The sequence below is a fragment of the bacterium SCSIO 12643 genome (genome assembly GCA_024398135.1).
Taxonomy (GTDB): Bacteria; Bacteroidota; Bacteroidia; order Flavobacteriales_G; family Salibacteraceae; genus CAJXZP01.
The window spans coordinates 486,767-501,782 of sequence record CP073750.1; the positions used below are offsets into that span (position 1 = coordinate 486,767).

Below are 15,016 nucleotides of genomic sequence, written 5' to 3' on the forward strand. Positions count from 1 at the left end.
TAAAAAGCATAATATTTTAATGAATAACTTCAAGTGGTTGTTTTTCAAATAAAACTTCGTTTTGGTAAATTAACACAAAATACGATCCGGGCGCAAGGTTTTGTGTCATTAAGTTTATGACCATCCCATTTTGCACCTGATCACGGTGGGTCAACATCACTTGACCAGCCGTATTGATCACCTGAATCTGTACAGATGTTTGTGCCTCTATATTTTGCATTTTTAACGTGACATAACTATTGGCCGGAACAGGATACATCTCCATTGTCTTTTGTGGTGTTTCTACCCTTGGTGCACGTGGATTACGCCATGCTTTTTTCCCTGCGAGAGCATCCGGCAATACCGGCCAATACGTTTCCTCATTTAACCACATTAAATAGTTTTTTGCCATCCGTCCTCCTTTTAATTCCGGTTGCGCAGCCAACTGTTCTAAAGCAGATTTTTGTGATTCACTCGGATTTTGTACCGCATCGTTCTGAATCAAATTGATCCAGGTATTGTAATAATCATTCAACACATCATATTGATTGGTCGCCCAATCTCCCAATTCAAATTTACCCGGAATCGCATTTTTAACGATCTGTGCATCTTCCAGATTTCCACGCGTGACCAGATACGCCACACTGTTCCAATCGGCCTCCGGAGTATGGAGTTGCTGATTGTAAATCAATAAACTATCATCATATGGATCAATAGAATCTGCACGCCAGTCTACATAGATTTGACGCATCGCTTCACGGGCATCTTGCATGGCACTTGCCATTTCAGCTTCTAATACATCTTTTTGCGTTTGCCCCTCATAAATTCCAAGTAGCGTATTGATCATATATGCCGGCATCGGATTGGTTTTGGTTTCCAATACATGCATCACTTCTTCATTCCGTACCGCATGTGGATTGACCATAATGACATCATGCAGTAACGCATTGGACAATACACCTTCTTCAATGGTTTCCATAATCACTTCGATACTTAGAGGAGAGGCATTAATCAACTCCGTTCGTAAATCCCAGGCCGTTTGGGCATTGCTACTTTGCACACTATTTAACAAACCATAGGTATCTCCCCCATCAATCGTACTCACATATACATATTTGGCCTGGCTATATGCATTTAATGCCCCATCAAAATCATTTCGGATCAGTAACGAACGTCCTCCGGTCGCCAACCCCTTAGGATTTTGATCCATGACATTTCCCAACCTGGAAGGACAGTGGTCATTTATATTGAATGTAATATTCACTTGAGAAGTAGTCACATTTCCACTAATTTTAAGCGGTTCAAATACATACCCTCCATCATCTGCTCTGTGATAGTAAATTATTGGATTAGCCCCATCATTTGCTATATGCCCTTCCGGGTTTACTATATTGGAAGTAAACATATTATCTACCGGACGGTTATTGCCCCCTTGGGCTCCTGCAATTCCTCCTGGTTGATCTATGGTATACACATTAAAGTCTCGATATTTAGAACCAGCCAATTCGTTACACCCATATTCCAAACCTTTATTTGGTTCACCTGGATTAAAATTAGTACCAAAAGCCGTATTGCCTACATATACTTCTTTAAAGGTATTTTTATAAATGGCATTATTTCCAGCCCCTGAGTTCTTTACTACAATCCCACGGTCATCACCCAGAAATGGAATCCCAACTGGTGGTTCCGGTGGAGAATAATTGATCATGGTATTCTCTATAAAATTTTCCTGCACGGTATATTGATCGGAATTCTCCAGAAATATCGCAGTCGGTTTATGAAACAAAAAATCATTGGTAATTTCAAAATGGTTATTGGTCACCACCGCATAATCTACAGCAGATGTGGCCACCCCAAAACGACAATCCGTAAACTCTGCATGATCTACCACAAAATGGTAGTCCAATCCGGTACTTAAAGCCGTAATTCCTGAAGCCAGATGTTTAAATGTTGATTTTTTATGGCTCGTACATGGGATATTGCTATTGGTACAATAATCGGTCACCACAAAATGCGCATTATGCAGGTAAATACCCGCTACTTCCAAAGGTTGTCCTGAGGTGTTTTTAAAATCACAACCGTAAAATTGTACTCCTCGTACTTCCCATGCCGTAATCATTTGATCACGTGGGGGCTTTACATCAAACATATAATTGGCATCAATTTCGAAGATACAGTCTTTAAAACGACTCGCATTATCCATCACCGTAGAAGTGCCTGGGCTATGGTTTTCAAATTTGGCAAATGCAATGGCTTTTCTATTATTTAAAAAATGTACATTGGTGGCATTAATCACGCCTCCTCCATTGACATATACGCCATCCTGATCACTATTTATCGCGATATCTGCTTTTTCAATAGTTGAATTTTGGATTACTACTTTTCCGACCAAACATCCTGAGTTACAATATTGCGTTTGTGCATTTGGATCTGACCAGATTTCTATTCCTCCCCAAAATGCATCACAATAACTAGTTAATATAGAATTGGAAACATTTAATTTCCCACCTTTTTTTACAATGATCTTGGCTCCTCCGGCCATAGAGATGGTGGCTCCGGTAATATTAAGGGTCGCACCTTCTTCAACTACCACATCAGAATAAAATGTTTGATTAGTTGTCCAGTTTACAGTAGCGCCTCCGGTTCCTACTTTTTTCTGCGGCCATAAATCACTTAAATCTGCTTTATAAATCCCATGTCCAATCGTTGCTGCATATAATTCGCGGGTACAATATTTGACTTCAAAGTTTTTTACAATCGTTGGTGGCAATCCATTATTGTAACATTCCCAATCAGAATTGTTATCTAATACACGGTAATACACCCCTAAATCCGTTGCAGCCAATAAAACATTATTCGGATAGGCATCAATCATCTCCAATTCATGTACTGCCACATTCGGCAACGATCCGGTAAAATCAGCCCAACTGTTTCCTCCACCCAACGAACGAACCACTTTATACGCTCCGGGAACAACCCCACTAATAGACAAATACACATGATTTTGATTGTCCGGATCAACCAAAACATCTGTAATATGTTGGTCACCGTTATTATAGTTTAATATATGATTAGAACCAATCGTTAATGTAGAAGACATATCTGTCCAATCGGTGCCCGATGGCCCTCCCTTGGTTGTCGTCTTATATAATGATGCATTATTCTCTCCGGTTCTAACATTTGATACCCAAATTACATTTTCATCACTATGCGACATCGCAATTCCGGTGATTTTATTATTTCCGAAGTTGGATAGTTTAGTATAAATTGGAGGGCCTTGAGTAACAAAACTGGTTTGGAAGTTTACATTCTTATGAGCCGTCAAATCATATTCAAATAAATCGTACTGCCCTAGCAAAGCTCGATCTCCATGTACGGGATTTTGAATTTGCGGACATCCCATAAAAACCTCATTATTACTTTGAGAAAAGGCGATCGTAAAAGCCTGCTCGTTTTGTCTATCAAAATAATAAGGATCACCGTTAACATGAAATAAACCATAATTTTCATCATCATCAAAAAACAATGCAGGTGATCCATCTCCACCACGTAAAAACCCAAACCAAACTCCATTTTTATTCCAATGAGTACCAATATCTAAAGCACCAGCAATAATATCGCTATGACTTTCCGCAATTCCAACATCATAATACTCCCCAATCGTCATATTTTTATGTTCTAGTATCCAAGTGCTCCCTTGGTCTGTTGAACGGTGGAGGCCACCATCATGCGCTACCCAAATTTCTTCAACTCCATTGCGTATAATAATTTCAATGTCTCTTACATCGTCATGAAAACCAGGAACTGTTTTCCACTTATTTCCTGTATTTAAATTGGTTTTAAGAAATTCAACAGCAGCATTATAAAATACCTGATTATTATTTGAGGTTAATTTTGAAAATGCGATATCATTTCTATAAAAATTCATTCCCGTTCTAGAGGTAGCAGAATTCGTATTAAACACACTGGCCCAGGTAATACCATAATCATCTGATTTAATGACTTCTACTACGGAACCTTCTCCATAACTGGCTATAATACTTTGCGGATTATTTCTAGAAATATCAATCGCAATACGTTTTACGTTATGTGGATTTGTTTTAATCAAGTTCACCGTTTGCCAATTGTTTGCATTATTTACTAGTTGCAAATTATTTGTCGCATCCAGATCGTGATACATAAGTTCCGCTTCTTGAAAAGCAAAAACATCATGAGTACTGATAAAAATACGTCTTGGAGCACCATTTTGAGGCGCAACAAATCTAATATCTCTAATCAGTTTTCGGTAGGTTGAACCCGGAGCAGGATTGGGATGTGTTGAAAACACTTCTATAAAATTATTTCCATCATATCGATACAATTCATTTCCTACACTGGCAAATAAAGTATAGGGAGGAAAATCAGTATACACCACTGCTATAGCCTCCTTATCATACTGATTATTCGAAAAATTAATTCGCTCCCAGGTATCTCCTCCATCCGTGGTATGAATCAAACCAATTCCATACCCATGCATTCCTTGATATCCGCCATAAGCTGTGGCACAATAGATTTCATTGGGGTTGGTGGGATGAATCGCTATTTCCTGAATTCCCAATGCCGGGAAACCAATTTTATCGGTAATATTCTCCCAATTATCCGTCCCAATGGTTTTACGCCATAAACCACCAGATTCTGATCCAGCATATACCAAATTATTCACTTTATCTATAGCCACACTAGTTAGCCTTCCATTATTCCCCATATTAATGGCATAAGAATTCCCTTGATTTGGCGCTATAAGATTATCTACCATGTTAGGTCCCAAACTTTGCCATCCTTTTGATGGCCCTACACCACAACCATTAATATTGGGTAAAGGTTGAGCCAATGCTGCAGATTGTGTTAAAAAACCGGGATAAAAATGATCTACAGTTCCATCTGCTCCCAAATATGGACCATAATACGCTTGATGACGGTTATAGGCTTTAATCAAACTTTGATCTACTGTTCCTCCTCCGGTCACATAATTATTCATCTTTTGTTGCAATTCGAGGTAATCGCTTTCCGGGTTGGCCATCATACTTCTGATGGAATCTACGGGTTGTGTAAGTCCTACCTGGCTTAAACACCATAGGGCACCTACTAAAAGGTAGTTTTTCTTCATAGTTAAATATAATTTTAGTTTTAAGGCTATAAATCTATCGCTTCATTTTAATATTTCATATACGTATAAACACGTATTTTATAAAATAAAGAAAAAACCATAAAACACAATCAAAACACTAAAAAACAATATTTTAAACATTTAAAATTTCGATTTAAGAAAATAGATAGAATTGAAAAAAGAAAATATCAACGTCAGTTTTGAAGTATTAGAGTTAAAAACAACAATAAGTTAAAATTACATAAAGGATCAAAAAGAAACATTTATTACATATTTATTATCAGTTGTGAGTAGTGAAAGTTATTTTTTATATAACTCAATACTGTTAACTCCCTACTCGTGCCCCAACACTCTTCCCTCATCACTCACTTCTTACAATTCTCACAAACACCAGTAGCAACCACCTCTATTTGATGGATGTCATGGTTGGATAGTGGAATTTGAAATGAAGATTCTATTTCCAAACAAGATACCGTTTTACATTCCACGCACTTAAAATGAATATGTTCATGGTGATGATGGGTTGAATCACAAGTATGTTCACACAAAGCGTAATAGGTATCGTTTTCGTCAATGGCTGCTTTATGAATAATTCCTTTATCCGTTAAACTGTTCAGGGTTCTATACAGTGTAACTCTATCAAAATTAGTTAGTTGTTTTTGCAGAACGGTATACGGAATCGCACTCTCAAATTCAGAAATAATCTGTAATACTTCAAGCCTTATCCCCGTGGCTTTCAAATTCCTATTTCTAAGTAATGCTTTTAATTCCTCCATGTTATTCTACTAAAAAGAAAACGAAGCACCGAATACAATACTTCTTCCCAAATCATCTGCAAAATAACGCTGTCTGTTTAAATAATCTCTATACTTTACGTTGAATAAATTATCGACATGGATAAAAAAGTGCCATTCGCTTTTTTTCATGGGAGCGGTACCTGATATTTTCATCCCTACCAAATTATATGCATCAGGAGGTAAAACGAAATCCTGCCCCTCAACAATATTGGTTTGCTCAAAAACATACTTATTGGTCAACGAGAAGTCGAGGATAGAAAAGAATCCATTCAAATTCCAAGCATATTTTACAGAAGCAAATAGACTATTGGAAGGCATATTGATCAATCCTAAATTATTGGTCAGATCTTCACCTTTGATCCAACTGTATTTCAATGAAGTTTCAACCGCTTCGATTGGTTTATATACCACAACTGCATCCCACCCCATAATTTGTGCAAAGGTTTGCTCATACTTAAACACCGGAAAAGCACCACGAATCGTAAGCCTAATTTCATTTTGTGGAGCTAAATAAATATAATCCTGAATAGACTGGAAATATAATTCGGACGAAACATTCCATTTGGTGCTTAATTGGCTCCTCCAGGATAAAGTTGTTTTTAACGACTTCTCAATTTTTAAATTAGGATCGCCTTCTTCAATTCCTCCAACTCCCTGATGTAAGCCATTACTATAAAGCTCATTAACCTCCGGGTTTCGGGATGCATATCCAATGTTAAAAGCTAATTTAGAGTCATTTCTGACTTGATAAGTAACTCCCCCCAGAATTCCGAATGTATTGTACACATTTTCAGAACGTACAATTTCGCGTGGAAATCCATTTGTAATTCTCACCACTCTTTGGTCTACTCTATTCCATCTCCCACCGGTTTCTATTTCCCAGTTATTCCATTGTCTTTTAAGTATAGCAAAAACACCATTTTCGTATGACAAATAATCCGGAATTAAAGGTAATATATTCGTTTCCGGATCATTCGTATTATCTATGCTTCGGTATTGAACTCCTCCGACCAAACTCCAGTATTCACCAAAGTACCCATGGTATTTACCTTCTAAAAAATGTGACCACTGATTTAGACTTAATGCCGGAATATCCGAACGCCCTCCTCTTCGTACATCAAACTCTTTTCGGAGGTCCCATTGCCCTGCATAGGTCGCTTCTACCCATTGTGTGCTGTCAATCGTATATTTTGAATGTAGCTTTAACAACTGGTGATTCACTAACTGACGCGGGGCTTCAATATCATACGAAAATGTACTCCTGGTAAAAAAGGGTTCTTCTCTTTGCAAGGCTTCTTCTAAATCAGTGGTATTCCCAATATGAGATCCTCTTAAAATCCCAATTTCCGTATTATAAGAACTTAAATAGGCATCTACCTTCCATTTATCATTGAATCTTTTTTCAATTTGAAAAGCACCATTCGCTTCTTTGCTACCGGTATTGGTTAAGTAATAATCCGGAGTATGCAAATCTCCGTTTTGCTTTAATGTAACATTTGCCCGCCAGGCCCAACCATTTTTGTAATTTCTCAGTTGTAAATTCGTTGCATGTCCACGTCCATTGGTTTCATACACATACAACGCACGCCCGTGCCAGCCTTCTTCGTGTGGAATATCTCCAGGGTTAACAATCACTACGCTACCTAATGAACTTCCCATATAAGCCAGCGCACTTGCTCCTTTGATTACCGAAATTTCTGAAGCTACCAAAGGATCTATTTCAGGGCTATGATCTACTCCCCATTGTTGCCCGCTTTGCGCAACTCCATTATTCAATAAAGTCAATCGGTTTCCATATAATCCCTGCACAACAGGTTTCGAAACCTTATTTCCACTTTTTATAGTGGTTACCCCAGAAATATCTTCCAGCATATTTGCCAGATTCTTGTTACTATTCTCTGTGATCGTTAAACGATCCAGTACAGCCGTTTCCTGGGTAGATGCTGTACTCGAAGTTCCTACGATGGTAAGGTCTTGTAAAACCTCACTATTAGGTCGGAGTTTAACCGTAAAACTCGTATCGGAATTTACCGACACATTTAGATGCTGTGCTGAATAACCCACACAGCTTATTTCTATTTGATAAACTTTGGTACATAAATTATGAAGAACAAACTGCCCGACAGAATCACTTACATCCCCTTGTTGCAATTCACTAATGTAAATGTTTACATACGGAATTGGCTGGCTGGTTTGATCATCCAGTACTTCACCTTGAATGTGAAAATTGCATTCCTGAGTTTTACCGGTTAAAAATCCGATTGATAAAAAAAATAAAAGAATAAACTTATTGTACATTCACATTAAACGTTACCTGGATATCTGTTTCTCCACCCGCATTTGCAATCTCTCCATCAGATACTCCAGGAGCAGTTTTGTCCGGTTGGTGGCGCAAAACTACAGTAAGTGTTCCACTTCCCTGTGCTCCGGTAACAACATGTGTTTTAATTCCGATTGGTCTGTTGTTTTTATCTTGATCCATATAATTTACCTGTAAACCAGCAATATCATTTGGAAAGAAAAACTGATGCTCATCTCCTTCTTCTTCAACTTCCAGCGTAATATCCTCTGCTGGAGATTCTTGCTCGTTTAATAATTGGATCACACCTGAATACTCTGTATTCTCCTTTAAATCACCATTAACAATCACAGGATCATCTCCTCCATCTCCATCTAAATCTTTAAAACTCAATACCACCGGTGTTCCCCCTGCCGTAGGAGTTAAAGTATAAGTTAATGTGGTAATTACTTCTTCTTCATTTGGGACTTGTGGAGTCTCTTGTTCTTTCTTACAAGCTGACAATCCTACTAATAAACTAATCGCTAACGCTCCAAAAAATTTAATTTTCATGATAATATTTTTTATGACGGTGCAAACATAGTATTTAATGCAACAATGTTGCATTTAAACTTTAATTAATTTTTTATTTATCTTCAAAATGCGCTTTCAACCTACATAATACTTCAGAAAATCTCTATTCAAGTCGTAAAAAATATTAGTTTTACCATATTAACCAGACTATTGCTCCAACCACACAGTAAAGGTCTGATAGACTTATTAATTTATTATCTCTATTTAAAACATTTACTATGTCAACTCAAACAACCGAGGCTATTAATGACCGTGTGAAACTTCCACTCACATTTGATGCGGAAAGAATGTTGGAAGAAATTCGTAACATGAATCTGGAAGAATTTACCCACTATAATGTAATTCCATTACGCTCTCCCGCACATATTGTGGATCCTTCTCGTCCATTCCCTCCACCCGCTGATGATTACGCAGATGGTTCCTGGACCGAATGGCTAAATACCCCACAATTGGAAAGTAGCCCCTACCTCACCGAAGTTATCAATACATTTAGAAAACATACTGACGTAACTCTGGTTAGAATACTGAGACTAGAACCGGGAGGTATTTTACAACGTCATACTGACCCTACATTAGGATTAGAGATAGAAAAATCTGTAATCAGATTAACCATACCGGTTTATTCCAATGATCAGGTTCAGTTTTTATTAAATGATACCCATGTACCAATGCAAAATGGAGAATGTTGGTATATGAGATTAACAGATCCACACGAAGTTCTAAATCCAGGAGAAACTGAACGAATTAACATATCTATTGATATGATCCCTAATGATTGGGTGCGTTCAATGATATTAGACAATTAAAGTAGGTTCCCCTTAAATATTATTTTAAGGGGACTTTTTGCTTGTATTTCTTGCAATATGGATAAGCTTTTTAAGCTATTCTTCTGGCTTCGGATATTTATTTCTCCCACGCTCATTGGGGTTATATTAGGGCTTATCACACTTGCATATTTAAATGACCCTTATGGACTTGTCATTGGTATTCTACTATCTATTACTGGCATTATTCTAGGAATTGTATTTGCTGAAAAAATGAGAAAAAAACATGGAACAGCTAGGTTTATTTCTAAAGTTGATTCCAGTATTCCCGTCAAAACCGAAAAGAGAAAACCTCAGATACCGCATAAGTAAATGCATACCTGTATGCATGAATAATACTACTTTTGACGCGTTTAACTAAAGCCATCAATATGAAAGTATTGTACCGTTTTTTACTTCTAATTGGAATTTGGAGTTGTTGTGCATCTAACTTATATAGTCAGGGTGTGCCAAGCACCGGAGGTGGGAATAATGAAAGAAGTGATGAAAATTTCAAATTCATGCCAATTCCTTATATTGATTATAACCGGAGTTTGGGATTTACTGTTGGAGCCGTTCCAATTGCCATGTATAATCTGAGTAAAAAGGATACGATTTCCCCATCATCATTATCCGGAGCTATTGGAATGTACACCACCACACAATCGTGGTTTGTGGTTCAGTTTAACCGTTTTTATTTTAATGAAGATAGGTACCGTGCCACATTAGTTGGAGGACAAGGAAATATTAACTTCCAGTTCTTTCTGGACATGCCATTTTCTCCCGGATATATCGATTACAACACGGGTGCCACTTTCTTTATGGTAGAACTTCAACGGAAAGTTTACAAGCAGTTATATCTAGGGGCAAATTACACTTATACCAAGTTGATTACCAACTTTGACATTGCCAACGCACCTCAACAAGAAGATTATTTAAACGGATTGGGAGCTGTGGCTTCCCTCGACCTCAGAGATAATGTGTATTACCCGCATAATGGTTTTATTGCCAATCTGGACTACTCCACCTTCCCTGAATTTTTAGATAATGAATTCGTATCTCAAAAAATCGAAATGGACTTTGATTATTTCATTGAGATGAAAAACAAAAAAGACATTATTGGAACCCGAATCTATACGGGATTTGGAATTGGAGATTTAAACTTTAATCAGCAATTTGTGGTTGGACAAACTGATATCCGTGGGTATTCATTAGGAAAATATAGAGGAGAACAAATTATAGCCGTTCAGGGAGAATATCGTTACAATCCTTTTAAAAAGTTGGGATTCGTTGGCTTTTTAGGATTCGCTTCCATTTTTGGATCTATCAACGATGGAGACAATGGATTGATTTTACCTGGACTTGGAACTGGATTTAGATACATGGTTTTTGAAAAAAATCATTTAAATGTCGGGATGGATGTCGCTGTAGGTAAAGGAGATTGGGGACTATACTTTAAAATTGGAGAGTCTTTTTAGTCTAAAAAGTTGATCCTTATCCTAATTTATTCCGTATCTAAATCATATTCTGGAAAGGGAAACGGTTATACATTTACACATAGAAAAAAAGTCTAATCTCAAGCTTTAAGGATTAGAAACATAGGTGAATGATATTGTATAAATTACATGTATATTGGACGCCTCAAAAAAGGAGATAAAATTAGATAGAATCGGATGAAGATTATTATTGCCGGAGCAGGAGATGTGGGGTTTCACCTGGCCATGCTATTATCGTACGAAAACCAGGAGATTACGGTAATTGACATGGATGAGGAAAAATTAAAACACATTTCATCTAAACTTGATGTGGCCACCGTAAAGGGAAACTGTACATCATATAAATCATTGGAAGAAGCAGATATAAAATCTGCAAAGCTCTTGATTTCTGCCACGTCCTCTGAGGAAACAAACATCACTACGGCCATTTTTGCCAAGCATCTGGGTGCTCAAAAAACAGTTGCCAGAGTTAAAAATCTGGAATACTTACAAGACCGTGAACGTGCCTACCTTAGAGAATTGGGGATTGATGAGATTATTTCTCCTGAATATCTGGCTTCAAAGGAGATCAAGAGACTTTTAAACTCCACGGTTTTAACCGATGTTTTTGACTTTGAAGATGGTAAGTTGACTCTCTTAGGTATTCTGGTAGATGATCAGTGTATTCTACGAAACAAGACATTAGCTGAATTAGCATATCTCAATCCCAACAATGATTTTATTACCGTAGCCTTATTGCGTGACGGACAAACAATCATTCCGCATGGAAACAATAGTTTCTTGCCAGGAGATCATGCTTACTTCCTTGCAAATCCGGAAGGGGTAGATCGTGTATTGAGCTTTAGCCATATCAAAAAGAAGGTCATCAAAAATGTGATGATTCTTGGTGGTAGTTACATCGCCAGACATGCCGCTAAAAAACTAAGTGAGAAGTATAATATCAAACTCATTGAACAGGATAAGCACAAATGTTTTGATCTTGCTGATGAAATGCCAAATGTATTGGTTGTTCACGGGGACGGTAGAAATTCCGACCTTATTGAACAAGAGGGGATTCAAAATATGGATGCATTTATCGCCTTAACCGGAAACTCTGAAACAAACATTATTTCCAGTTTGGTAGCCAAGCAGCATGGTGTTGAAAAGACCATTGCATTGGTTGAGAATGTAGATTACATCCACCTTTCTCAAAATATTGGTGTAGATACTTTAATCAACCGTAAACTGATCGCGGCAAACTTTATTTTCCGTTACATTCGTAAAGGAGATATTATGGCTATCACCAGTATTCATGGTGTGGATGCCGAGATTGTAGAGTTTGTAGTAAAAGAAAAATCTAAGATTACCACACAGTATATCAAAAATCTAAAATTCCCTAAAAACGCTTTAATTGGTGGGGTGGTACGTAAAGACCGTTCCATTATCCCAAATGGAGATTTTCGTATTCGAACCGGAGACCGTGTAGTGGTACTCTGCTCTCGTCAGGCTATTCATACTGTTGAAGAATTTTTTAACTAATGAGTTTTAAAAATATATTCGGAATTCTGGGAATGCTGATTGCGCTAAATGGTGCGTTTATGCTCACCGCTATTCCATTTTCCATTTATTATAAAGAGGATTATTTTCCATTGCTTACGGCCAGCTTAATCTCTATTATCCTGGGTTTATCCACATGGGCAACCATGCGGATGAAAAACAAGAAGGAACTGAGTAAAAAAGAAGGTTATTTGGTGGTCGCTTTGGGCTGGGTTTCGATGTCCACGTTTGGAATGCTTCCATTCTTACTCAGCGGGTCCATTGAAACCATTCATGAAGCCTTTTTTGAGACCATGTCGGGCTATACTACAACAGGTGCTTCCATTCTTAATGATATTGAGGCGGTACCCAAAGGGATTCTATTTTGGCGCAGTCTTACCCAATGGATTGGGGGTATGGGAATTATTGTACTGACCATTGCACTCCTCCCTATGTTGGGTGTTGGTGGAATGCAGTTATTCATTGCCGAAGCTCCCGGAATCAGCCCCGATAAACTCAAGCCCAGAATTGCAGATACAGCCAAACGTTTGTGGTTAATCTATCTAGGTTTAACTGCTGTCGAAACAGTTCTTTTACGTTTGGGTGGAATGAACTTTTTTGATGCCATCAATCATAGTTTAACCACCATGGCAACCGGGGGATTTTCAACAAAAAATGCATCTATGGCACACTATGAATCTACTCCGTACATCCAGTATGTTGTCATGATTTTTATGTTCCTGGCCGGGGTCAATTTCACCCTAACTTACTTTGGTCTAAAAGGTCGTTTCCAAAAGGTCTGGAAGAATGAGGAATTCAAAACATATCTGTTTTTTACAGTTATTTTTTCTGTTTTTACTACCGCTGGAATTCTGATTTTTACGGATTCTGAATTTGAACCTGCTTTTAGAGATGCTACATTTCAGGTCATTTCTGTGATCACAACTACCGGATACATTTCCGCGGATTATACGTCCTGGGCTCCAATTCTTACCGTGATGTTCTTCTTCTTAATGTTCTTGGGAGGTTCAGCTGGCTCTACTGCTGGTGGGGTGAAAATTGTACGTCATTTGGTGATGATCAAAAACTCATTTTTAGAAATGAAACGTATTCTCCATCCATCTGCCATTTTACCGGTGAGATTGAATGATCATGCGGTAAGTCAAAGCGTTACGCACCATGTTCTGGCTTTTATTATTGTATACTTATCTATATTCGTTTTTGGATCACTAGCGGTCGCTTTAACCGGGGTAGACTTTATGACAACGATTAGTGCCGTAGCTACTAGTTTAGGGAATGTTGGACCAGGTTTAGGATCTGTTGGACCAGTAGATAATTTCGCTCATCTTCCAATGCTCACAAAATGGATGTTGTCTTTCTTGATGTTAATTGGAAGACTTGAATTATTTACAATTCTTATCCTATTTACACCTTACTTCTGGAAGAAGATTTAAGTGGGGTTGAATACGAAAATCAAAGATTTAAATTATTTGATCACGCGTGTGATTAATCTCAAATGATGAGAATAATCATACATTTCATCATTAAAAATACCTTGATGATCTATACGATCTACGCGTACTTTTCCCGAAGCATGGATGATCTTATTATCTCCAAGTAGAATACCTACGTGAGTAATTCGTCCTTCACTATTATCAAAGAAAGCCAAATCACCAGGAGTTGCCTCTTCAATAAAACTCAATCGATCTCCGACCTCTGCCTGTTGCGATGCATCTCTAGGAAGATCTACTCCACACATACGATATACGATTTGGGAATAGCCCGAACAATCGATGCCAAAAGGAGTTCTTCCACCCCATAAATAAGGAGAGTTTAAATATAAAAATGCAGTCTCTATCAATAAATCCCTTCCAACCGTTGGATGTTGTAAAACCTCGTCTTCGAATTCAAATTTTTGATCGGAAAATTCTAATAACCCCTCAGAATATTGAGGTAAAACACTTCCCATTACCAAAGGAGAAAATGTCTCGGTTTGAAGCGACTTTAGTAAGGAAATGAGTTCAATAGAAAATGTCCTGGGGCTTTTCTCCAAAGACATGAACTCTTCACGTTTCATCTCTTTGTGTTGCTTTCGATCAATCCAGGATTCATACCCATCATGTGCCGCACGGATTTTCACCCATTTCTTACGCTCATCAATTACACGGTAAATTTCACCAAATAACAATTGAGATACCATCTCACTGGTATCTGCAGGTTCTAGTCTGCACGGGACAATACTTAAGGCACAAATGCCGTACTTCATTCTAATTGTTTTTGGTCCGCTTTAAATAAATCGAATCACTCGAAAGAAATTTAAATGCCCGACAAATAAAAGCATTGGTCTGCTAATTTGTCGGGCATCTATAATGATCTTATTAACAACTAAACGTTATTTTATAAAACGT

At 37.7% G+C, this 15,016-nt stretch carries 10 protein-coding genes; 5 read left to right on the forward strand and 5 right to left on the reverse strand.

What is annotated here, in order from left to right; translation table 11 throughout:
• Nucleotides 1–16: 16 nt before the first annotated feature.
• From KFE94_02140 to KFE94_02155, 4 genes are all read right to left on the reverse strand, one after another.
• On the reverse strand, nt 17–5,125 hold the full coding sequence (locus KFE94_02140; protein UTW66936.1) for a T9SS type A sorting domain-containing protein: 5,109 nt from the start codon (nt 5,123–5,125) through the stop codon (nt 17–19).
• 365 nt (nt 5,126–5,490) lie between these two features.
• Nucleotides 5,491–5,901, reverse strand: coding sequence for a transcriptional repressor (locus KFE94_02145; GenBank protein UTW66937.1), 411 nt, complete (start codon nt 5,899–5,901; stop codon nt 5,491–5,493).
• 9 nt (nt 5,902–5,910) lie between these two features.
• Nucleotides 5,911–8,220 (reverse strand): TonB-dependent receptor, encoded by a 2,310-nt coding sequence (locus KFE94_02150; protein UTW66938.1) that lies wholly within the window; start codon nt 8,218–8,220, stop codon nt 5,911–5,913.
• A complete protein-coding gene (locus tag KFE94_02155; protein ID UTW66939.1) occupies nt 8,210–8,773 on the reverse strand; it encodes a type 1 periplasmic binding fold superfamily protein in 564 nt (187 codons plus the stop codon). The genes KFE94_02150 and KFE94_02155 overlap by 11 nt, the downstream gene beginning before the upstream one ends.
• Before the next feature lie 239 nt (nt 8,774–9,012).
• On the opposite strand from KFE94_02155, the gene KFE94_02160 reads away from it, so the two are divergent.
• The 5 genes from KFE94_02160 to KFE94_02180 all read left to right on the forward strand — a co-directional run bounded on the left by KFE94_02160 (nt 9,013) and on the right by KFE94_02180 (nt 14,062).
• Entirely contained in the window at nt 9,013–9,600 is a 588-nt protein-coding gene (locus tag KFE94_02160; protein ID UTW66940.1) for an aspartyl/asparaginyl beta-hydroxylase domain-containing protein, read from the forward strand.
• Nucleotides 9,601–9,657: 57 nt separating this feature from the next.
• Nucleotides 9,658–9,930 (forward strand): hypothetical protein, encoded by a 273-nt coding sequence (locus KFE94_02165; protein ID UTW66941.1) that lies wholly within the window; start codon nt 9,658–9,660, stop codon nt 9,928–9,930.
• A 59-nt stretch (nt 9,931–9,989) separates the two neighbouring features.
• Nucleotides 9,990–11,075 (forward strand): BamA/TamA family outer membrane protein, encoded by a 1,086-nt coding sequence (locus KFE94_02170; protein ID UTW66942.1) that lies wholly within the window; start codon nt 9,990–9,992, stop codon nt 11,073–11,075.
• A gap of 195 nt (nt 11,076–11,270) precedes the next feature.
• On the forward strand, nt 11,271–12,611 hold the full coding sequence (gene trkA, locus KFE94_02175; GenBank protein ID UTW66943.1) for a Trk system potassium transporter TrkA: 1,341 nt from the start codon (nt 11,271–11,273) through the stop codon (nt 12,609–12,611).
• The gene (locus KFE94_02180) at nt 12,611–14,062 is read left to right on the forward strand and encodes a TrkH family potassium uptake protein (GenBank protein ID UTW66944.1); all 1,452 of its coding nucleotides are present in this window, start codon (nt 12,611–12,613) and stop codon (nt 14,060–14,062) included. The genes trkA and KFE94_02180 overlap by 1 nt, the downstream gene beginning before the upstream one ends.
• Before the next feature lie 32 nt (nt 14,063–14,094).
• Here the strand turns inward: KFE94_02180 and KFE94_02185 are convergent, their stop codons facing one another.
• Complete coding sequence (locus KFE94_02185) at nt 14,095–14,874, reverse strand: C40 family peptidase (GenBank protein UTW66945.1); 780 nt, start codon at nt 14,872–14,874, stop codon at nt 14,095–14,097.
• Nucleotides 14,875–15,016 lie beyond the last annotated feature (142 nt).